Origin of the sequence: Exiguobacterium sibiricum 7-3, assembly GCF_000620865.1 — a bacterium.
In the GTDB taxonomy this organism is placed as follows: domain Bacteria; phylum Bacillota; class Bacilli; order Exiguobacteriales; family Exiguobacteriaceae; genus Exiguobacterium_A; species Exiguobacterium_A sibiricum_A.
Genome location: NZ_KK211190.1, coordinates 1,119,738 through 1,141,591 on the forward strand (window position 1 = coordinate 1,119,738; position 21,854 = coordinate 1,141,591).

General features: G+C 48.1%; 21 protein-coding genes and 1 riboswitch. Of the genes, 17 read left to right on the forward strand and 4 right to left on the reverse strand.

The window, feature by feature from the left end:
* The first annotated feature begins 48 nt into the window (after nucleotides 1-48).
* Entirely contained in the window at nucleotides 49-858 is an 810-nt protein-coding gene (locus P402_RS0106570) for a GNAT family N-acetyltransferase (protein ID WP_026827956.1), read from the forward strand.
* 82 nt (nucleotides 859-940) lie between these two features.
* On the opposite strand, the gene P402_RS0106575 is transcribed toward P402_RS0106570, so the two are convergent.
* Complete coding sequence (locus P402_RS0106575) at nucleotides 941-1,912, reverse strand: zinc-binding dehydrogenase (protein ID WP_026827957.1); 972 nt, start codon at nucleotides 1,910-1,912, stop codon at nucleotides 941-943.
* Nucleotides 1,913-1,914: 2 nt separating this feature from the next.
* The gene (locus tag P402_RS0106580; RefSeq protein ID WP_026827958.1) at nucleotides 1,915-2,406 is read right to left on the reverse strand and encodes a lactoylglutathione lyase family protein; all 492 of its coding nucleotides are present in this window, start codon (nucleotides 2,404-2,406) and stop codon (nucleotides 1,915-1,917) included.
* A 105-nt stretch (nucleotides 2,407-2,511) separates the two neighbouring features.
* Here P402_RS0106580 and P402_RS0106585 point away from each other — a divergent pair, with 105 nt between their 5' ends.
* The 4 genes from P402_RS0106585 (at nucleotide 2,512) to P402_RS0106600 (ending at nucleotide 5,556) form a co-directional block, all read left to right on the forward strand.
* Entirely contained in the window at nucleotides 2,512-2,811 is a 300-nt protein-coding gene (locus tag P402_RS0106585) for a winged helix-turn-helix transcriptional regulator (protein ID WP_012370805.1), read from the forward strand.
* A gap of 40 nt (nucleotides 2,812-2,851) precedes the next feature.
* Complete coding sequence (locus P402_RS0106590; RefSeq protein WP_026827959.1) at nucleotides 2,852-3,541, forward strand: metal-dependent hydrolase; 690 nt, start codon at nucleotides 2,852-2,854, stop codon at nucleotides 3,539-3,541.
* 207 nt (nucleotides 3,542-3,748) lie between these two features.
* Complete coding sequence (locus P402_RS0106595; protein WP_026827960.1) at nucleotides 3,749-4,648, forward strand: DUF4097 family beta strand repeat-containing protein; 900 nt, start codon at nucleotides 3,749-3,751, stop codon at nucleotides 4,646-4,648.
* A complete protein-coding gene (locus P402_RS0106600; RefSeq protein ID WP_026827961.1) occupies nucleotides 4,645-5,556 on the forward strand; it encodes an FUSC family protein in 912 nt (303 codons plus the stop codon). Before P402_RS0106595 ends, P402_RS0106600 begins: the two co-directional genes overlap by 4 nt.
* A 58-nt stretch (nucleotides 5,557-5,614) precedes the next feature.
* On the opposite strand, the gene P402_RS0106605 is transcribed toward P402_RS0106600, so the two are convergent.
* Complete coding sequence (locus P402_RS0106605; protein WP_026827962.1) at nucleotides 5,615-7,309, reverse strand: Rqc2 family fibronectin-binding protein; 1,695 nt, start codon at nucleotides 7,307-7,309, stop codon at nucleotides 5,615-5,617.
* A gap of 168 nt (nucleotides 7,310-7,477) precedes the next feature.
* Between P402_RS0106605 and gmk the strand changes: the two genes are divergently transcribed.
* From gmk to P402_RS0106665, 12 genes are all read left to right on the forward strand, one after another.
* On the forward strand, nucleotides 7,478-8,095 hold the full coding sequence (gmk, locus tag P402_RS0106610; RefSeq protein WP_234944616.1) for a guanylate kinase: 618 nt from the start codon (nucleotides 7,478-7,480) through the stop codon (nucleotides 8,093-8,095).
* 1 nt (nucleotide 8,096) lies between these two features.
* Entirely contained in the window at nucleotides 8,097-8,300 is a 204-nt protein-coding gene (rpoZ, locus tag P402_RS0106615; protein ID WP_012370799.1) for a DNA-directed RNA polymerase subunit omega, read from the forward strand.
* Nucleotides 8,301-8,356: 56 nt separating this feature from the next.
* Complete coding sequence (gene coaBC / locus P402_RS0106620) at nucleotides 8,357-9,547, forward strand: bifunctional phosphopantothenoylcysteine decarboxylase/phosphopantothenate--cysteine ligase CoaBC (RefSeq protein ID WP_026827963.1); 1,191 nt, start codon at nucleotides 8,357-8,359, stop codon at nucleotides 9,545-9,547.
* Nucleotides 9,544-11,868: a primosomal protein N' gene (gene priA, locus P402_RS0106625; protein WP_026827964.1), complete on the forward strand. Its 2,325-nt coding sequence runs from the start codon at nucleotides 9,544-9,546 to the stop codon at nucleotides 11,866-11,868. The genes coaBC and priA overlap by 4 nt, the downstream gene beginning before the upstream one ends.
* Before the next feature lie 11 nt (nucleotides 11,869-11,879).
* Nucleotides 11,880-13,265: a methionyl-tRNA formyltransferase gene (gene fmt, locus P402_RS16290; protein WP_026827965.1), complete on the forward strand. Its 1,386-nt coding sequence runs from the start codon at nucleotides 11,880-11,882 to the stop codon at nucleotides 13,263-13,265.
* Nucleotides 13,262-14,602 (forward strand): 16S rRNA (cytosine(967)-C(5))-methyltransferase RsmB, encoded by a 1,341-nt coding sequence (rsmB, locus tag P402_RS0106635; protein WP_026827966.1) that lies wholly within the window; start codon nucleotides 13,262-13,264, stop codon nucleotides 14,600-14,602. The genes fmt and rsmB overlap by 4 nt, the downstream gene beginning before the upstream one ends.
* A 24-nt stretch (nucleotides 14,603-14,626) precedes the next feature.
* Nucleotides 14,627-15,361: a Stp1/IreP family PP2C-type Ser/Thr phosphatase gene (locus P402_RS0106640; RefSeq protein WP_026827967.1), complete on the forward strand. Its 735-nt coding sequence runs from the start codon at nucleotides 14,627-14,629 to the stop codon at nucleotides 15,359-15,361.
* A 2-nt stretch (nucleotides 15,362-15,363) separates the two neighbouring features.
* On the forward strand, nucleotides 15,364-17,289 hold the full coding sequence (gene pknB, locus P402_RS0106645; RefSeq protein ID WP_026827968.1) for a Stk1 family PASTA domain-containing Ser/Thr kinase: 1,926 nt from the start codon (nucleotides 15,364-15,366) through the stop codon (nucleotides 17,287-17,289).
* Nucleotides 17,290-17,326: 37 nt separating this feature from the next.
* On the forward strand, nucleotides 17,327-18,232 hold the full coding sequence (rsgA, locus tag P402_RS0106650; protein ID WP_026827969.1) for a ribosome small subunit-dependent GTPase A: 906 nt from the start codon (nucleotides 17,327-17,329) through the stop codon (nucleotides 18,230-18,232).
* 1 nt (nucleotide 18,233) lies between these two features.
* Nucleotides 18,234-18,890 carry a ribulose-phosphate 3-epimerase gene (gene rpe, locus P402_RS0106655; protein WP_026827970.1) on the forward strand — a complete coding sequence of 219 codons (657 nt, stop codon included), beginning with the start codon at nucleotides 18,234-18,236 and terminating at the stop codon, nucleotides 18,888-18,890.
* A 23-nt stretch (nucleotides 18,891-18,913) separates the two neighbouring features.
* Nucleotides 18,914-19,020, forward strand: a riboswitch (TPP riboswitch).
* Nucleotides 19,021-19,083: 63 nt separating this feature from the next.
* Nucleotides 19,084-19,644: an energy-coupled thiamine transporter ThiT gene (gene thiT, locus P402_RS0106660; protein WP_026827971.1), complete on the forward strand. Its 561-nt coding sequence runs from the start codon at nucleotides 19,084-19,086 to the stop codon at nucleotides 19,642-19,644.
* Nucleotides 19,644-20,252, forward strand: a complete 609-nt coding sequence (locus P402_RS0106665) for a thiamine diphosphokinase (protein WP_026827972.1) — start codon at nucleotides 19,644-19,646, stop codon at nucleotides 20,250-20,252. The genes thiT and P402_RS0106665 overlap by 1 nt, the downstream gene beginning before the upstream one ends.
* A gap of 61 nt (nucleotides 20,253-20,313) precedes the next feature.
* Here the strand turns inward: P402_RS0106665 and P402_RS0106670 are convergent, their stop codons facing one another.
* Nucleotides 20,314-21,717, reverse strand: a complete 1,404-nt coding sequence (locus tag P402_RS0106670; RefSeq protein WP_026827973.1) for an amino acid permease — start codon at nucleotides 21,715-21,717, stop codon at nucleotides 20,314-20,316.
* Nucleotides 21,718-21,854: the final 137 nt, after the last annotated feature.

Sequence of the window (21,854 nt, forward strand, 5' to 3'; positions counted from 1 at the left end):
GTTCTTTTTTTTGATACACTGAAAACAAAGAAAAGGAGCTGTTTTCAGATGTTGACCCATTATCGTGATTATGAGAGCTTCAAACAGGTTGCGGTCCCGATACTCGAACGACGACCGGATGTCCATCAGTTGCCGCTCGGCATATTGGAGCGTGGAGATGTTCCGATTTTGATGGCGATTGCAGAAGAAGGAAATCGGACGATTGTCGTCCTGCAAACGATTGAAGAACAGGCGATCCTGGCAGGGGATGTCTTTACATACGAAGGAATTCGAAAGTTATCACGGATTTTGAACTGTCCCGGATATGTCGGCGAGCAGGCAATCATTGAACCGTTGCTGGTTTCGCACAGTCCGTTTCAAATCAAGATGGATCAAGGGATTTACGCATTGACGACGGTCATTCCTCCGGTAACGCTCGACTATGAGTTCTGTCTAATCGAGGAACAGTTTGCTGATCAGGCTGTTGCGTTTGGCTGGTCATTCATCCAGGAGACCGGTGCCTTACCCGCGACAGAACGCAGTCGTTTGAAAAATGAACAAACAATCCGAAAACATATTCAAGCAGATACCTTGTTTGGTCTGTTCGACGGGGATCAGTTGCTCGCGATGGCGTCTTCCAGTCGACCAACTGCTTCCGGTGTGACGATTTCGTATGTCTTCACCCCGCAAAAATGGCGGAAGCAAGGGATTGCTTCTTACTTAGTGGCATGTTTGTCCGAGCATTTATTACAGCAGTATCCGATGGTGTCATTGTACACGGACTGGTCGAATCCGACGTCGAACAAGATTTATCAAGCAGTCGGCTTTGAACTCGTCGGACGTTCGGTACAAATTACGAAACGTCCGAAATACCAATGATCGGATGACGGCATGAAAAAGCAGCAGTGCTTTCCTGAATCAGGAGGAAGCACTGCTGCTTTTGTTGTAGAAATAAGGTATTTTAAAACGTCGCGATGATTTTTCCGCGGACGTGTCGCTCTGACAAACGTTGTAAACCTTTGACGATGTCTGCCGCCGGAATTTCTTCCGTGACGAGCGGATCAAGTTCTTTTGCTGAAACGAGTTTTAGAAGCTCATTCGCCATATGACCAAGGTTTCGGATGGCACGGTCATCTTTGCTCGCATAAGCAGCAGCGAGTGCGACTTCATGGACGGACGGAGAGAGCGTAAACGGTTTGACGACCGATTGATCGGGACCACCGGCGATGAAGGCAAGTTGACCGGAAAAAGCGAGGCGTCCGAAATCAGCTGTTGCTTCGTCGCGACCTACCGTGTTGAAAATCAAATCAGCACCGCGACCGTTCGTCCAGTCTCGGATGACTTCTGTCACATTTTCTTTTTTATAGTCGATCGCAAGATCTGCACCGAGGTTCTTGACCCAATCGTGATTCTCCGTCGAGGCCGTCGTTGCAACGGAAAGTCCAAGACGTTTGGCGAGTTGGATCCCGATTCCGCCGACCCCACCCGCACCGGCATGGATGAGAATGGTTTCTTTACCGGTGGTGTTCATCTTCTGAACGATTGCTTCATAGGCTGTCATCCCGGCACACAAAATGGCCGCTGCCTCGGTAAAGCTGACATCGTCCGGGATTTTGGCCAAGGCACGGGCATCGACGACAGCATATTCCGCAAAAGCCCCGTTTTTTTGGAGGTTCGTATGAATTGCCACCCGCTCACCGGGTTCGATATCCGTTACGTCTTTCCCCACTTGTTCAACGATACCGGTTAAATCAACACCCGGAATATGCGGGTACGTCCAGGCCGGATTTTTTGTCGCTTTGTAGTCAACGGGATTCAAGGCGGCAGCTTGAACGCGAATCAAGGCCTGCCCTTCATCCGGTATCGGAGTTTCGACTTCTTCAAATGTCCATTGATCGATTGTGTCGCCTGCGTGATTTAGCCATGCTTTCATTTTTAATACGCTCCTTCCGAGTAGGTCAGCTCATACGAATGGGAATACAGTTCAACGAGGTTGCCGAACGGATCTTCGCAGTACACCATCCGGTACGGTTTTTCGCCTGGATAATATTCACGGATCGGCATCCGTTGTTTGCCGCCATGCGCGACGATTTTTTCGACCATTCCTTCAATATCCGGATCTTGAATCGCATAGTGGAAAATACCTGTCTTCCAGAATTCAAAATTGTTTTCCGGTTGTTCGTTGTTCGGGAACTCAAATAACTCGATCCCGACCCGGTCACCTGTTGCCATATGCGCAATGCGGAATTTCTCCCAGCCGGCTCCGAAGACATCCGTACACATGACACCGATCGGCGAATCATCCTCCATGACATCAGATGGTTCCATGATGATATACCAGCCCATGACCTCCGAGTAAAACGAAATGGCTTGTTCTAAATTCGGGACAGACAGTCCGATGTGCGAAAAATTACGTGGATAGTTCATCACTTCCAGCTCCTTTGCTTTTTGATTTACGACAACGATAACTTACGATACACTCGACTGCATAGTACGCACTTTGAAGTAACTACCTGAAGGAGAGACGAAGCAATGACGACAGAACAATTTCCAGTCAATCGGGCGCTCGCCATCATCGGCGGAAAATGGCGTCCACAGTTATATTGCACGTTAGAGGACGGTCCGAAACGTTTTTTAGAATTACAACGCGCGATTCCCGGTATCTCGAGGAAAGTCTTGACCGATCAATTAAAGGAACTGGAACGGCTCGGGATGGTCGAACGGATTGAATTCGATGAAGCTGTCTTACATGTCGAGTACCGGTTGACAGACGCCGCTTACACGTTGCAACCTGCGATAAAAGGTTTATGTGCCTGGGGAGAAGGGAACTAAATGTTCTGTTGATACCACTAATCTCAGGAGGTCCTTTTAGATGAAATTGACTTATCATGGACAGTCTACTGTCACAATCGAAACGAACGGGCATCACATCGTGATTGATCCGTTTTTCAGCGGTAACGATCACGCGATGACAAAACCGGAAGACGTCAAAGCAGATTTTATCTTGTTAACGCATGCACATGCCGATCATATGCTGGATGCGGAAGCCATCGCGAAAGCCACAGGTGCCACGATTGTCGCAACACATGAACTGGCGACTTATCTCAGTTTTAAAGGACTGAACGTGCATCCGATGAACCTTGGCGGGCAGTTTGAGTTTCCGTTTGGGAAAGTCAAAATGACGCAGGCATTTCATTCTTCAAGCATCATTGATGAAGAAAAGCAGACGATTACGTATATGGGAATGCCGGCCGGCTTCTTATTGACGATTGAAGACAAAGTCATTTACCATGCGGGAGATACGGCACTGTTTGGTGATATGGCGCTTTATGGTGCACATTATGATATTGATCTTGCATTCTTACCGATCGGGGATAACTATACGATGGGTCCGGATGATGCGTTGGTAGCAGCAGATATGTTGCAGGCAAAAACGATTGTTCCGGTCCATTACGATACGTTTGATCTCATCAAGCAGGATGCAACTGCTTTTTGCGCAAACCTGGAAGCGCAGGGACAAACGGGTCAAGCATTGAAAATCGACGAGTCGATTGAACTATAAACAATAGGGTGATAGCTAGTACGACTAGCTGTATCCGGTTAAGACGAACAATTCTTCTGGAATATCAGAAAGAATTGTTCGTTTTTTGTCATGTTCCATCTTCCGCCCGATGGTAATATGTGAACAATTTCGTATGATAAAGAAGGAATGTTGACAGACGAATCATAAATTCGGAATAATGGGAGAGAATTGGATGGAGGTAGACCAATGGAGGAGAACACAAGTAGAACAGAACGAAAACGCAAACAATCTTCGTTTACACGGTTAAAGGATAAACGACGGAAAATAACGGCGTCATTTGATCGGATTGGTTCCCGCAAACCGGTCCGGCGTCCACTGATTGTGTATGGGTCGGTTATTTTGAGTTTGCTGGTTTTATATACGGTGACTTTGTTTTTGACGACGGAGTCCTTATCACGGGGCGAAGCGTTTAAAACGACGAACCGGTATAAAACGTTACAAATTAATGCCCCAAACGGCACGATCAATTTTGTCCGTAGTACGGACGGAAATGTCCAACTGAAATTGGTCGATAGTGCGTCAAGTCAAAAACGATTAAAAATCGGAACGTCAGGAAATACTTTGACGGTGACGGGGCGAGACGGATTTGCGGCACGACTCGGGAATCGTCCGAGCGAGAAGGCGGGTGATTTTTCGATTCAAGTCGGATTACCAAACTATATGAATCGTATCGATGTCGACGCCGAATCGATCAAAGGAATGGGTGTTTACGCCAAATCAATTAATCTGTCAGCTGAGACGATCGACTTAAATAAAATGGACGCCGACGATATTGTGCTGACAGGTCAAGGCAGTGTCAAAGCATCGAATATGAATGCCGTCCATGCTGAAGTGACGGCAGAATCGGTTAGTTTATCGGAATACGGTGCAAAACTGGATTTGGCCGTTTCAACGATTGATGGTCCGGTTCGGTTGAAACCGACGAAAGCGGCTGGGACAATCGCCGTAACGACAGAAGGCGACATTAAAGCTTCCGACCGGTATACGAAACAAAAAGACGAAGACGTCGCTTTATTCGAGTTATCCAAACAAGAAAAACCGGAAGTGACTGTCGAGAGTGAAGTCGGGCAGGTGACGCTCGAGTGAAATTCCAGTTTCGTATTGGTCTCCGGACGATCAAGACCGGAATTGCTGTAGCGATTGCCCTTAGTTTTTCTTGGTATGTCTTCGGGATCTATTCGGGTATGGGAGCCGTTGCTGCCATCGTCGCGATGCAACCGACGATTCACCGGTCGTTTAAAATCGTCTTCAATCGGATTTTAGGAACGATTCTTGGCTTAGTTTGTGGACTAGCAGTCGTCGCCACGCTGGGAGCGAATCCGTTGACGATTGGTTTGGCGGTCATCGTTTCACTTGTTTTCAACTCGATGATCGGACGTACCGACATGTCGACGTTTGCTGCCTTTGCCATCGTCCTGATGTTTGAGAGTCCGACAGCTGACTATGTCCATTATGCGTTGACACGGTCCTTATTGACGGTCGTCGGTGTCTTATCCGCTGTCGCTGTCAACTATATCGTCTTCCCGCCACACTACGAAGACCGCTTGTTGCTGTTCGTCAAAAAGACGACCAAACAATTGATGGAGGATTGGCGGAGTCTGGTCAAAGACGATGCGAAATTACTGACGGTCCGTAAACAAGTCTTAAAACATGAGGAAATGATTATCATGTTGCAAGAAGATCAGAAATATCCACTTGTCGCCAGTGGTCAGAGTAAAGCGTTCATTCAATTGAAACAGCTTGTTGATTTGGAAGACAAACTTCTGTTGCTTCTCGAGAGTATCGCCAGTCATCGTGACTTACCGATGTCAGACGAGCAGGAAAAAACACTCGGTCAAGAAATCGATTTTCTTCTCAGCCATCATTATGATGTGATCTTTTCGCATGACCGTGATCAACCGATGTTCAGCTTTGACCAGGAAGTCAGTGAAGTCAAAGACATCATCAACGGACACTTGCTTGATTACCGGGAGCAACTCGAAAAAATGAAATAAAAAACGTCGTCCTCGAAACGCTTTTTCAATTGAAAAAGAACGAGGACGACGTTTTGGTTTAAGGTGTGCGCAATGACTGGACGAGATCGGCATCCGGTGTGACGTAAAGTGTCGTTTGATCCGTATAGATGACGAATCCGGGTTTTGCACCACTCGGCTTTTTGACATAACGGAGTTCTGTGAAGTCGACCGGGACTTGGCTCGATTCACGTGCTTTTGAATAATAAGCGGCGACAATTGCTGCTTCTTTCAGTGTCGTCTCATCCGGCTGTTCACTGCGGATGATGACGTGTGAACCAGGGATATCTTTTGTATGCAACCATGTCTCGGAACGGCGTCCGAATTTAAAGGTCGCATAATCATTTTGTTTATTGTTTTTCCCGACGAAAAATGGAATGCCGGTCGAAGATTGGTACGCCTCAAGTTTCGGGACGAGGGGTTTCTTTTTCTTTTTACTGCGCTCCCGAACGTAACCTTCTTCGACGAGCTCCTCTCGCATCTCCCGAATATCTTCCGGTGAAGCGACATCGAGTTGTGCCAGCAATGACTCAAAATAATTGATTTCGAGCTGATTTTTCTCGAGTTGTTTCGCCACTTCGATTTTAGCGGTCTTCAGTTTGTTGTACCGTTTGTAATAGCGTTGGGCATTTTCATTCGGTGAAAAGCGGGGATCAAGGGCAATCGTAATTTCCTTGCCGTCCTCCTCGTAATAATCCACGACCGTTGCTTCTTTCATCCCACGTTCGAGCTGGTACAGGTAGGTCGTCAATAATTCCCCTTTGTGTTTCAGTTCGTCCATCTTTTCAGTGGCGGCGAGATCACGCTCGAGTTTCGTTCGTTTGAGGATATTTTTATCGTATTCACTTTTAATGAACCGTTCCAAGTCGGCAGCTTGTTGTTTGACACGATCCCGGTTCGATTTCTGATGGAAAAACGCATCGAGGACGTCTCCGCTGGTTGCGAACGTCTTTTCTTCAGCAATCTCTCCGTGGTGTAGCGCGACAGGAGAGAACCGTTCCTTGCCGTTTGTGAGACGCTGGAAATAATAAGGACCTGTCAGTTCGCCCAGTACGGAATGAATCGCTTGCGCAAGTGACGTCCGGTTCGAGAGTCCGGCCCGTGACACGATCTCAGCAGTGATCTGTGGTGAAAAACCACTGAACAATCCTAATAACTGACGGTCAATCTTTCCGGCATTCCAATCAATCCGGTGTAACGTCTGTTCGATGTCACCAGTCAGCGGATCGACCTTATCTTGTTCCGGTGGCAATTGATACTGTAAACCCGGCATGATGGTCCGGAATGTATTTTGGCTGAGCGGAAGATGTTTGATGGCATCTAAAATTTTATCCTGTCCATCTGTCAGCAGGATGTTGGAGTGACGGCCCATCAGTTCGATGTACAGCTTCTTGGCTTCTTCGTCTCCGAGTTCGTTTCGTGAACGGATCCGCATTAAAATGACCCGGTCACGTCCGAGTTGTTCAATCGATTCGATGAAGCCGCCTTCAAGATGCTTCCGGAGCATCATACAAAACATCGGGGGTTCGCTTGGATTACTGGTCGACTCCGATGTCAGATGAAGCCGGGCGTACATCGCATTGGCCGATGCGAGCAACATCACGTTTTTTCGTTCTGCCCGGACACTGAAAATCAAATCGAGTGCATACGGTTGATGTATTTTATTAATCCGTGCCCCAACGAGCGGTTGGAGTTCCCGGACGACACGTGTCGTCATTAGTCCATCAAAAGCCATGATATTACCTTCTTTCTTGATTTCGTTTCCACTTTCTAAAGGTAACAGAAAGTGCACGGTTATGGTATGATTAAGCAGTCGAGCTGAAAAAGACCACTTGCGAACTTCCTGTCTCTACTGCTAATATGAAACAATGTGAAGTTTGTTAGATGGAGGGGTTCTGAAGTGATTTTTAAAGAGCGTGGCTTATTACTCGTATTGTCTGGTCCGAGTGGTGTCGGTAAAGGAACGGTTTGCCGTGCCTTACGCGAAGACGAAGACAACAATTTGCACTATTCGGTGTCATGTACGACACGCAAACCGCGTGAGGGAGAAGTGGATGGTGTCCATTATTTCTTCAAGACACGTGAAGAATTCGAAAGTATGATTGCCAATAACCAATTGCTCGAGCATGCGGAATTCGTCGGCAATTATTATGGTACACCCGTCGAATGGGTCAACAAAATCTTAGATGAAGGAAAAGACGTCATCTTAGAAATTGAAGTACAGGGTGCGATGCAGGTTAAGGAACATTTTCCGGAAGCTGTTTTTCTGTTTTTGGCTCCGCCAAGTCTACAGGAACTTCGTAACCGTCTTGTTGGACGTGGAACGGAATCAGAAGAAGTCATCAAGCAACGTCTTCTTGTCGCTAAAGAAGAGATTGAGATGATGGATGCTTATGATTACGTCGTCACGAATGATGAGATCCACAAAGCATGTGACAGAATTCAAGCAATCGTCACTGCAGAACATTGTAGCCGGGAACGCGTTGCGTCCTTGTATAAAAAAGCCATGGAGGTCAAATAACATGTTATATCCATCAGTAGACAAGCTTCAAAAGACGGTCCCTTCGAAATACACAATCGTGACGGTCGCAGCGAAACGTGCGCGTCAAATCCAAGACGGGAAACGCGTGAAAGTAGCGAACCCGAAATCATACAAACCAGTCGGAAAAGCGCTCGAAGAACTCTTTTCTGGTGAAGTCGTGGTTACGAACCAACCGCAAGACTAATTTTGAAGCAGCCACTCCTCATTGTGGCTGTTTTTTTCAATAAGGAGGAATTCATCATGCTAACGAATCGTAACATCCTATTATGTGTCGGAGGAGGAATCGCCTCGTATAAAGCGGCGGCCTTGGCATCCAAACTCGTTCAGGCCGGGGCGAACGTTCAAGTCGCGATGACGAAGAATGCCCAACAATTCGTCGGAAAAACGACGTTTGCCGCGCTGACGCGGAAACCGGTCTATGATGATGTCTTCATTGAGCATGATGCATCCAAGATTGCCCACATCGATTTAGCAGATGAAGCCGATTTGATTGTCGTTGCTCCTGCAACAGCCAATCTGATTGCGAAACTTGCCCATGGGATTGCCGACGATTTCATCACGACGACCATCTTGGCTGCGAAATGTCCCGTCGTTGTCGCTCCGGCGATGAACGTCAACATGCTCGAACATCCGGCAACGGTAAGAAATATGGACCGGCTGATGGCAGACGGAGTCCACTTGATTGCACCCGGCGTCGGAAATTTGGCATGTGGTTGGGTCGGAAAAGGACGGTTGCCTGAACCGGAAGAATTGGTCGAGACATTATCCGGTCTTTTTGAAACTAAAAAACTGGAAAACCGTCATGTGTTGATCAGTGCCGGTCCGACGGTGGAACGAATTGATCCGGTTCGTTATTTGACGAATGATTCGTCTGGAAAGATGGGCATCGCGCTTGCAGAAGCAGCCCGGGATGCCGGAGCGGCCGTCACACTTGTTCATGGTCCGGTCCGTGGAACATTGCCGACCGGCATGACGACGATTGCTGTCGAATCTGGTGAGGAGATGCTCGAAGCGATGTTAGCCGTCTACGACAAACAAGATTTAGTCATCATGGCAGCGGCGGTCGCAGATTATCGCCCGACCGTCCGGTATGATCGTAAACAAAAGAAAATCGATGGACCGTTACGGATTGAACTGGAAGAGACGACCGATATCTTACGAACGCTTGGTGAGCGGAAGACCAAACAGGTTTTAGTTGGTTTTGCAGCAGAAACGGAAAACCTGGAAACACATGCGCAACAAAAATTAATTCGAAAACAGGCGGATTTTATCGTAGCGAATGATGTCTCACGTACGGATATCGGTTTTTCGAGTGATGAAAATCAAGTCACGGTTTACGGTAAAAATAGTGCGGTCATTCATTACGATCAACAATCGAAGACCCGGTTGGCAACCGCATTAATCAAGCAGTTCGCAGAGGCATTACGATGATTGCCGAAGTCATCGTCGATGTCGCCGCTGCGACGGTCGATCGACCATTTGACTACGAAGTACCGGACTTATGGCGTAATCTTGTCGTTCCCGGTATGCGTGTCGAAGTCCCGTTTGGTCCGCGGGCATTACTCGGAATCGTCGTAGCCGTGAAGAATGAAACGGAGCTCGCCCGGATTAAACCGATTGTGCGTGTCCTCGATGAGACCCCGACGTATACGGAAGAATTGCTTCGACTGTCGAGTTATTTGTCAGAGACGACCCTTTGCTATCAGGCTACCGCGCTTCTTGCGATGTTACCGGCGGCCTTAAAAGTCAGTTATGATAAACTGATTTTAACGGAAAATCCGCGACGGATTCACTGGAATCAGAAGAAAATCAGTCAGTTTCCGAGTGAGGTCCAGCAACAGATATTATTAGCTGCTCAAAAGGGAGAGGTGGACCTCCAACCGGTTGTCAAAGAAAAGAAAACCTCTAAAACGGACAAAAAGATTCGCCTACTTGATGCGACGATTGAATTATCGAAACAAGCTACCAAACAGATCCTGTTTCGTGATTATCTGATGGAACGTCCGGAAGTGTTATGGAGTGAAGTGATGCATGAACTCGATTTGACCGTCAGCATTCTCAATAGTCTGGAGAAAAAAGGTGTCATTACGGTTGAGACGATTGATGTGAACCGGAATCCATATGAACATCTTGTCCAGGATATCTTCGTTCCGTCGACGTTGACGACGCATCAGCAGGATGCCGTCGATGCGATTACGGAACCGGATGAAACCAATACGTTTTTACTCCATGGGGTGACCGGAAGCGGGAAAACGGAAGTGTATCTGGAGTCGATTCATACCATGCTTGAACGAGGGCGTCAGGCCATTCTGCTCGTACCGGAGATCAGTTTGACACCGATGATGGTCAAACGTTTTAAACGACGGTTCGGTGACCGTGTCGCCGTACTTCACAGTGGGTTGTCGTTAGGTGAAAAATACGATGAATGGCGAAAGATTTCGCATGGAGAAGTGGACGTCGTTGTCGGGGCACGTTCTGCGATTTTTGCACCGTTGACGAACATCGGTGTCATCATTTTAGACGAAGAACATGAAACGACCTATAAACAAGAAGAAAATCCGCGGTATCATACCCGGGATGTGGCAACATGGCGAGCGGCATACCATAAATGTCCCGTCGTCCTTGGAAGTGCGACGCCGATTCTAGAGACGTATGCACGTTCTCAGAAAGGAGTCTATCGTTACCTCCCTCTAAAGGAACGTTTCGGAGGCGAACTTCCACCGGTCGAGATCATCGATATGCGAAAAGAACTGGAACGCGGCAATCGAACACCGTTCAGCCTGCCGCTCGTCGAAGGAATCAAACAGCGCATCGAGCGTGGCGAACAGACGGTCTTGCTCCTCAATCGACGGGGATACACGACATTCGTGCTGTGTCGGGATTGCGGAGAAACGCTTCAATGTCCACATTGTGCCGTCAATCTGACCTATCATCAACACCAAGATTGTCTGAAGTGTCATTATTGTGGATTTGAAGCCGCGATGCCGAAAACCTGTCCGTCCTGTGAATCGAAAAAAATTCGGCAGTTCGGTACAGGAACACAAAAAATCGAAGAAGAACTGGCACATTTAATTCCGGAAGCCAAAATCATTCGAATGGATCAAGACACGACGTCACGCAAAGGAGCGCATGAAAAATTATTGAATGCGTTTGAGCGTGGCGAAGGAAACATCTTGCTCGGGACACAAATGATCGCCAAAGGGCTTGATTTTCCAAACGTGACACTGGTTGGTGTCATTGCGGCGGATGCAACACTCGGAATTCCCGATTTTCGAGCGAGTGAACGAACGTTTCAGTTGATTACACAGGTTTCAGGTCGGGCCGGTCGGGGAGCACTTGCCGGACAATCGATCATCCAGACGTATAATCCGGATCATTACGTCATCCAAACGGCAAAACGACACGACTATGAAGCATTCTATAAGCGGGAAATGCAATTGCGCAAGTTAGGCGGTCACCCGCCCTTCTGGTTTTTAGGATTGGTCACGATTTCAGCGGACCATCCGCTCGAAGCCCAAGCAGAAGCAGAAGCGATTGCCGGAGAACTCCGGCATTTGGAATCAGACGACTTGATTGTCAACGGTCCGCTCGAAGCCCCGCTCGCACGATTGAAAAACATGTATCGCCAGCAGGTGATTTTAAAACATAAAGGTCAAGAAGAGGTACGGGAGGCACTCCGGGCGATGCTTGCGTTACGCATCAAACAAAAAGTCCAAGTAACAGTGGATTTAAATCCATTTGTATTCATGTGAGGTGGCAAACTATGTATAAAGTTGTAGAAGTACCAAATGAAGTGTTGCGTCAAAAATGCCAACGGGTAACGAAGTTTGATAAGAAATTAGGAAAAATGATTGATCGTATGTTCGACACGATGTATGAATATGACGGCGTCGGACTAGCAGCTCCGCAAATCAATCAGCCGATTCGTGTCGCCGTCGTCCATACGGATGATGAGACGGGACCCATCGAGCTGATTAATCCAGAAATCATCGAAGCATCCGGTTCAGAAGTCGATGACGAAGGGTGTTTGAGCATGCCGGGGATTTTCGGACCGGTCGAACGGTTCGAGCAAATCGTCGTCAAATCACAAGACCGTCTTGGACGAAGTGTCAAAATTAAGGCGAACGGTTTTTTTGCACGGGCGATTCAGCACGAAATGGATCATCTGGATGGTGTATTGTTTACGGATAAATTAGTCGAAACAGAAGCATCACCTCGCGTCGTCTTCATGGGGACGCCGGACTTTGCCGCAAATACGCTCCGTGAAGTGATTGATGCCGGCTATGATGTCGTCGGTGTCGTCTCCCAGCCGGATAAACCCGTCGGACGAAAACGTGAAATCAAACCAACACCGGTGAAGGAAGTTGCGCTGGCTCACGACATCCCCGTCTTACAACCCGTTAAAATTCGGGAGGATTATCAAGAATTGCTCGACTTGAAACCGGACTTGATCATTACGGCCGCTTACGGACAAATCGTTCCGACAGCCGTGCTCGAAGCACCTCGATATGGTGCAATCAATGTTCATGCTTCCTTATTGCCGAAGTATCGCGGCGGCGCTCCGATTCATCAAGCCATCATCGATGGTGAAACGGAAACGGGAGTCACGATCATGTATATGGTGGACCGATTGGATGCAGGTGACATGTTATCAAAAATCATCGTGCCGATTGAAGAACGTGATACGGTCGGAACGATGTTCGACAAACTCAGTGCTGCCGGTGCCCGATTATTAATCGAAACATTACCGCAGTTGATTGCGGGAACGTTGACACCGGAAGCGCAACGGGAAGAGGACGTCACGTTTTCTCCGAATATCAGCCGGGAACGGGAACGACTTGATTTTTCACGTCCCGGAGAAGCGTTATACAATCAAATTCGCGGAATGAATCCGTTCCCGAGTGCCTATACGATGCTTGGTTCAGACCGTCTGAAAGTCTACTTTGCTGAAAAAGTCCCGGGTCACGGAACGGCGGGCGAAATCATTGCCCTCGAAGCCGACGGACCGGTCATCGCAACCGGATCAGATGTCGCACTGAAATTAGTAGATGTACAACCGGCGGGTAAAAAACGGATGGATGGTGCCACATTTATGCGTGGTGTCGGACAGACATTGACGATTGGACAGAAAGTAGGCGAACAAGCATGAACGTCAGAGATGCAGCAGTAACAACTTTATTAAAAATTGGTCAAGGTGGGGCGTTCTCCACGATTTCCGTCCACCAGATGCTTGAAAAACGTGCCATCTCAAAAGCGGATGTCGGCTTATATACGGAACTGGTGTACGGAACGCTTAGCCGTGAATTGACACTCGACTATATTTTAGAACCGTTCTTAATGAAACAAAAGAAGCTGGACCCATTCATGCGTCCGTTATTACGGATGAGTGTCTATCAACTGTTTTATCTCGACCGGATTCCGGATCACGCCGTCATCAACGAGGCAGTCGAGATTGCCAAGACACGCGGTAAACCGCATATCGCGAAAGTCGTCAACGGTGTGCTGCGTAACGTCCTTCGACAAGGAAAACCTGATTTCTCAGCGATTCCTTCAGTGATCGACCGGATCAGTATAGAAACAAGCCATCCGACATGGCTCGTCGAACGGTGGATCGAATTGTTCGGAGAAGAAGAAACGTGGCAGATGTGCCGACTGAACAATGAACCGGCCCCTGTTACCGTCCGTGTCAACCGGACCCGGACAGACAGACAAGAAGCGATTGAATTACTGGAAGCACAGGGTGTCAGTGCGAAACCAGCCCACGCGGCACCAGACGGGCTCGAAATCATCAGTGGCAGTGTGCAACAGACGGATCTGTTGGAACGCGGTTACTTGTCGCTCCAGGACGAAAGTTCGATGCTGGTTGCTGCCGCGTTAGGCGCACAACCGACGGATCTTGTCTTGGACAGCTGTGCGGCTCCGGGTGGGAAAGCGATGCATATCGCCGAAGGTTTAGCGGCCGGTTCGTTGTTGGCGCTGGATCTCCATCCTCATAAAGTGAAATTGTTAGAAAAACAGGCAGTTCGTCTTGGACTGGAAAATGTTCAGGCGGAGGCACTGGATGCCCGCCAAGCAGGAACACGTTTTGAGGCGGCATCGTTTGATCGGGTGTTGGTCGACGCACCGTGTTCAGGACTCGGTGTCATTCGCCGGAAACCCGATATCAAGTGGACGAAACGTCCGGAAGATTTAACGCAGTTGCCGGTCATTCAGCGGCAGATTCTCGAAGCGGTTCTTCCACTGGTCAAACCGGACGGAACCTTCGTCTATTCGACCTGTACGATGGATCCGCTCGAAAATGAGCAGCAAACGGACTACATCCTCAGCCAAGGATTTGTTTTTGACGAGACGTTCAAAGCGCGGATGCCGGAAGCCGTTCAATCGTTGATTGGTGAACGGGCTGAATTAAAATTACTCCCGACATCGCTTGGTACAGATGGTTTTTATATCGCTGCATTCAAAAAAATGAATGAAACAACGGGATAATCAAAAACGAAGAGGAGGACGGGTATGGAGTTAGCTTATTTGACGACGACTGGAAAGGTCCGTTCAAAAAATGAGGACACGGTTTTATTGGTAGGCGATGCAACACAAGGATTAGCTGTCGTCGCTGACGGCATGGGGGGACACGCAGCCGGTGAAACGGCGAGTGCCATCGTCAAGCAGATTTTTGCCGAAGCATACGCAGACATGCCAAACCGCCCGATGGAGTTATCTTCCTGGATCGAGCGATTAGTGAAAGAAGCCAATACGCAGATTTTACGTTTTTCCCAAGTCGAAAATTTGTCGATTGTCGGTACGACGATGGCCTGTGTCTGTTGGTCGGATGACCTACTTGTCATTGGACACGTAGGGGACAGCCGCGTCTACGCCCTGGAAGAAGGACGATTGAAACAACTGACGGATGATCATTCCTATGTCAACATGCTCAAACAATTAGGGGAATTATCGGAAGCCGAGCTTGAAAATCATCCACGCCGTAATGTCATTACACGATCCGTCGGTTCGAACGAATCCGTTGATGTCGACATTCAAGTCCGGGATGCACCGGACTATGATATCGTGTTAGTGTGCAGCGACGGTTTATCGGATGAGGTTCCTCATGAAGTCATCGAGCGGTTGCTTCAAGAAGATGCACCGCTCGATACGATTGTCGAACGCCTCGTATCCGAGGCGAATGACCGGGGAGGCGCAGACAACATTACGATTGCTGCAATCCGTTTTAAAGAAAGAGAGAGGATCTGAATATGCGTTACGGAGATCGATTGAACGACCGCTACCGCATAGAACGGTTAGTTGGAAATGGCGGAATGGCAAACGTTTATCAGGCATATGATGAAATCTTGAATCGAACTGTCGCAATCAAAATTTTACGTACTGAGTTTTCACATGATGAACAATTCATCCGTCGATTTGAACGAGAGGCACATGCTGCGACGAGTTTAAATCATCCCAACATCGTCGCGGTTTATGACGTAGGAGAAGAAGAAGCGATTTATTATATCGTCATGGAATATATCGACGGTATGACACTGAAAACGTATTGTGAAGGGCGGGCATTACCGGTCACAAAAGCGATTGACATCATCAGCCAAATTTGTGATGCAATTGACCATGCCCATGCCCACCGGATTATTCATCGCGATATCAAACCACAAAATATGCTGGTTCGTGAGGATGGGACCGTCAAGGTGACTGATTTCGGCATTGCGGTCGCCATGTCGAACGCGACCCTGACCCATACGATGTCAGTCTTAGGATCCGTTCATTATTTTTCGCCGGAACAGGCGAAAGGGAAATTTGCGGATGAAAAATCAGATATTTATTCGCTTGGAGCCGTTTTGTACGAACTTGTGACGGGACAAGTTCCGTTTGAAGGCGATTCACCCGTTGCTGTCGCGCTGAAGCATCTGCAAGATACCGCACGCCGTCCGACCGCGTTGAATCCAGCTGTACCGCAAGCTTTAGAAAATTGCATCATGCAAGCTCTCTCGAAAGCACCGCATGATCGGCAACAAACGGTCGCTGCCTTCAAAGAAGATATGGTGACCGCGATGTCAGCTGAACGGGCAAACGAAGGCATCCGCGGGGACGATTTGATGGAAAAAACGATGGTGCTCAGTCCGGTGTCTTTGCCACCAGAAGATATCGAACAAACAGCACCCGTTCCGAAGGTCGCTACCGTTATGCCGAAACCAGAAAATAAAAAGAAACGCACGTGGTGGATCATCTTATTGTTGTTGTTCATAATGGGTGGAGCCGCAACGACGTTTGCCATGTGGCCTGACCCGACGGTCGTTGTACCGGATGTCACGGGTAAAGATGCCGATGACGCGGAAACGAAGCTTGAAAAAATGGGATTCATCGTGGAATCGACTGAACGCTCAAGTGATACTGTGGAAGAAGGGTTCGTCATCAGTCAGTCCCCTCGTAAACAGGCGACCGTCAAAAAAGGATCGACAGTGGATTTGATCGTCTCGACAGGAAGCGATCCGGTCGAGGTGCCGGACGTCTCAGATGAGACAGAGAAAAAAGCAATCGCTATCTTAAAGGACAGCGGTTTTGAAAAAGTTGATGTCGAACGGGAAGACTCTGAAGACATCAAACGTGGAAATGTCATCCGACAATCCATTTCAGCTGGAACGGAAGTCATCGCGAAAGAACAGATGATTACCATCACGGTCTCAAACGGATCACCCGTATTTGTTCTGAAAGATTTGACTGACTTATCGAGTGCTGAAGCAAAAGCTTATTTGGATGAGATGGGACTGGACGGAACGTTTGAACAGGAGTTCTCAAGTGAGGTCGCGCTGGATCAAGTGATTCGACAGTATCCACAAGCGGGTGCGCAAGTGGAGCCCAATGATTCGGTGACCGTCTTCATCTCACGCGGCGAAGAAGAAAAGACAATCACGGCGACGTTCCCTGAGAAAGTAGTCTATGATGGCGTCAGTGAAGACGAAGAGCCTGCGCCACGTCAACTCGTTCGGATTGAGACGGAAGATGCCAAAGGAAAACGAACCGTCATTGAAGAATCGATTGATCAGGATGAAACGTTTGATGTTCCATTGACGATTGATCCGGGAGAAGAAGGTAAGATTACGATTTATAAAGATGACGAAGTTTACCGGGCGAAGACGATTACGTACAACCAGGCAAAATCACAAGAATAACGAGCAGGATGTTAATCCTGACAAAGGAGGGCGTAGGATGGCAGAAAATCGAATTGAAGACAATCGGGATGGAACGATTATCCGCTTACAGGGTGGATTTTATGATGTCATGACGCCTCAAGGTGAAATCCGTTCACGGGCACGCGGTAATTTCAGAAAACGGGGCATCAGCCCTGTCGTCGGCGATGAAGTTGTGTTACACATCGAAAGTGAGACCGGATATATCCTAGAAGTAAAGGACCGTCAAAATTTCTTGGTTCGCCCACCAGTTGCCAATATCGATCAAGCTTTGTTGGTCGTATCGGCAGCAGAACCTGATTTTTCTGCCCATCTGTTGGACCGGTTTTTAGTGTTGATTGAAGCAAAGGAAATTCAACCGATCATCATCTTGACGAAGATGGACTTGTTACAAGGTGAAGCCGAACAGGTGGTATTGGAAGCAATTGCCGCTTACCGGACCATCGGATATCACGTCATTGAAACGTCAAGTGAGACATTGGCCGGAGTCGAATCCGTCCGTCCGTTGTTAAAGGATAAAACGAGTGTCCTGGCCGGACAATCCGGTGTAGGGAAAAGTTCGTTGTTGAACGCCTTGGAACCTTCGTTGGCACTGGAAACGAGTCATATTTCGAAGGCGCTTGGTCGTGGACGCCATACGACCCGCCATGTGACCTTGATCCCGCTTGGCGAAGGATTGATTGCAGATACCCCGGGGTTCTCGAATCTCGATTTTCCGCATGAAATGGAACTCGAGGAATTACGTTGGTGTTTTCCTGAATTTGTTGCTTTACAGGACGAATGCAAGTACCGGGGCTGTCTGCACTTGAATGAGCCCGGTTGTGCCGTTAAACAAGCCGTCGAGACACATGAGATCATGGTCTCCCGGTATACGAATTATGGTATGTTTGTAGAGGAAATCAAGAATCGGACACGGAGGTATTAAGATGATTAAAATCGCACCATCAATCTTATCAGCAGATTTTGCAAATTTAGAACGGGATGTCAAAGCCGTTGAAGCGGCGGGAGCCGACTATATTCATTTTGATGTCATGGACGGTCAGTTTGTTCCGAACATTTCCTTTGGCCTCCCTGTCCTAAGCAGTTTACGTCAAAAAACAGACATGGTTCTCGACGTCCATCTCATGATTGATCGTCCGGAAAACTTTGTCGAAGCCTTCGTTGCAGCAGGTGCTGATATCGTAACCTTCCACGTGGAGGCGACGAATCATGTCCATCGTGTTCTGCAACAAATCAAAGCAGCCGGTGCGAAAGCGGGAGTAGTGCTCAATCCGCACACGCCACTTTCGACGATTGAACATGTACTCGAAGAAGTCGATATGGTCTTGCTGATGACGGTCAATCCGGGTTTTGGCGGTCAAGCGTTCATTCCGGGTGTGATGAACAAATTAAATCAACTGGCTGCAATGAAAGCAGAACAAAATCTATCCTTCGAGATCGAAATCGATGGTGGAGTCAATGCGGAAACAGCGAAATTATGTATCGAGAATGGGGCAAACGTTCTTGTTGCAGGTTCCGCTATCTACAATGCGCCGGATTATTCAGAAGCAATCACTAGTATTCGGAATGCTGCTCACGTATAATAGGAAAAGAATCAAAATTAAATGATGACCGCAAGGGGTGTCGCATCAAGCGGCTGAGAGAAGTGATTGGACTTTAACCCTTCGAACCTGTTCCGTTCAGACGGACGTAGGGATGTGGCGCACGCAGGCAGTACGGCGTTCGTCGTACTGCCTTTTTGCCGTCCTGCGATTTTATTTTTAGGAGGAAAAAAGAATGAAACGGCTACAAATGTTAATGGAAATTGCAATCTTTGCAAGTCTTGGTGTGGTATTCGATTTATTAATCCCATTTAAAATGCCGCAAGGTGGTTCAATTAGTTTGGCAATGTTGCCAATCTTCGTCATGGCCTTTCGTCATGGTGTCGTCGGTGGGGTCGTGACAGGCGCACTTGTCGGAACGATCCAACTGATGTTCGCTCCGCAAATTCTGACGGTCGTTCAGCCGTTACTCGATTATACGATTGCGTTTGGGGTCGTCGGATTGAGCGGATTATTCGCACGGCAAGTTAAAAAAGCAGCAGCAACCGGGAAAAATGGCCGTTTGATGGCAATTGTACTAGGTGCGACATTGCTTGGTGCGGGCTTACGTTATGTGTGTCACGTCATCAGTGGAATCGTGTTCTTCGCTGAGTATGCGGAAGGTCCAGTTGTCCCGTATTCGTTGATCTATAACGCGACGTATATGGTTCCATCGTATCTGTTATGTGGTATTGTCGCAGGACTCCTGTTTACGACAGCACCACGACTTCTTCGTTATTCAGCACGAGGTGTCTGATGCGGGTCGTGATTGTAGCGGCCGGTCCGGCGGAAGACATCCCGTCCCTAAAGCCGTTTATGGATGAGAAGACGGTTGTCATCGCTGTCGACGGAGGTGTCACCGTGTTGGCACAACAAGGTTTCGCTTTTGACTTGGCCATCGGTGACTTTGATTCGCTCGGATACAAACCGGAAGGAGCCATCATCCATCCGGCTGAAAAGGATGAGACCGATTTGGAACTGGCTTTACGGTACGTCAGTCAGCAGTATGAAGCAACGGAAGTGTTGGTATTCGGTGCGACCGGAGGACGACTCGATATGACGCTTCAAAACGTCTATCTGTTAAAACAATTTCCGGCAGTCCGCTTGATGACGAAGCGGGAAGAGGTCCGTTTCTTACAACAGGGGCAGTACACTCTCCAGGCGGACCAGTATCACTATTTGTCCTTCATCCCGCTCGTTCCGACACGTTTGACACTCCAGGAGGTCAAATATCCGCTGGTGAACCATGATGTGCCGGTCGGCGGATCCTTGACCGTCAGCAATGAATGGACAGATCAAGGGGCGGCGAACGTGACGGTGCATACCGGTGAAGTAATTGCTTTACGAAGTTTGTCAGACCGTTAAAAAACGTGATCGGCTTTAGGATATCCTAAAAGCCGATCACGTTTTTTGGTAGTTTTGTTTTTTAAGATTCCAATGTCGAGCTGGCTGCCTGACGTTCAGTTTGAGCCGCAATATGTTTTCCTTTGACGAACAGATGGTAAGAGGCCCACGTCAAGAGGAAAAATGGAACACCGATGTACAAGGCAATCCGTTGATCTGCTTGGAAAGCCAGGCTGATCAGTACAAGCATGTTTAAAGAGAACGAGATGATCGGTAAGACCGGGAAGAACGGGGTCTTGAATTTCAATTCACTGACAGCATGTCCATCTTTGATGAATTGACGACGGAAGGCGATCTGTGAAGCGGAAATCGAAATCCAACCGACTTGCGCACCGAGTCCGGCGAGTGACAACAGCCAGATGAAGACGGTATCTTCCGCGAAAAAGGCAGTCAATAGTGATAACATCGCAAACAGCATCGTAAAGCACAAAGCGCGCATCGGTACTCCGCGTGAGTTGACGATGGCAAGTTTTTTCGAAATCATGCCTTCTTGTGACATCGACCATAACATCCGAGTAGCGGCGTACAAACCTGAGTTTCCGACCGACAGTAAGGCTGTCAACACGACGATGTTCATTAAATCAGCTGCATAAGGAATTCCGATGGCATCGAAGACCATGATGAATGGACTGCTGATGCCGCCGGCTGTTTCATAAGGAATCAATGCTCCGACAATCGTAATCGAAAGGACGAAGAAGATGAACGTCCGCCAGACGGTATTACGAATTGCTTTTGGAATCGATTTTTCTGGATCGTTCGATTCTCCGGCAGCAACGCCGATCAATTCGGTCCCTTGAAACGCAAAGTTGACGGCAATCATCGTTGTCAACACCCCGAGGGCACCGTTCGGGAATAATCCATTTGAAGTAAAATTGGCAAACAAACTTTCCGGACGTGCTGCCGTCATATCAATCCAGCCAAACCAAGCCGCTCCCCCGAGCACGATGAAAAATAGAATGGCAAGGACTTTCAGACTCGAGAACCAGAACTCAGCCTCCCCGAAGGCTTTTGCGGATACCGCATTGAGACCGAATAAAATGACGGTGAAAATGGCACACCAGATGACGATTGGTGTATCCGGAAACCACCGGTCCATCAGACTGCCGGCTGCCGTGATTTCGAGCGCTACCGTGACAGCCCAACCCAGCCAGTAAATCCAACCGACGGCAAATCCGATACCCGGTCCAATAAACCGTGTCGTATATGTCTGAAACGATCCGGAAACCGGCATATGGACAGCCATTTCTCCTAAACATAACATGGTCAGATACATGATGGTCCCACCCACGATGTAACTGAGAACCGCCCCGAGCGGTCCCGCTTGCGAAATCGTTAATCCAGAACCGAGGAACAGTCCCGTACCGATAATCCCTCCGAGTGAAATCATGAAGAGATGTCGGCTTGTCATTTCTCTTTTTAACTGCATGTTGACCCTTCCCCCTTGAAAAAAATAACTGCTTGTTTATTGTAAGCGTTTTCAATTGTTCAGACAATTAGTTTATAGGAAAAATAAAAAAAGAACAAAAAAAGAACCGGAAGGGAAGATTCCCATCCGGTTACTGC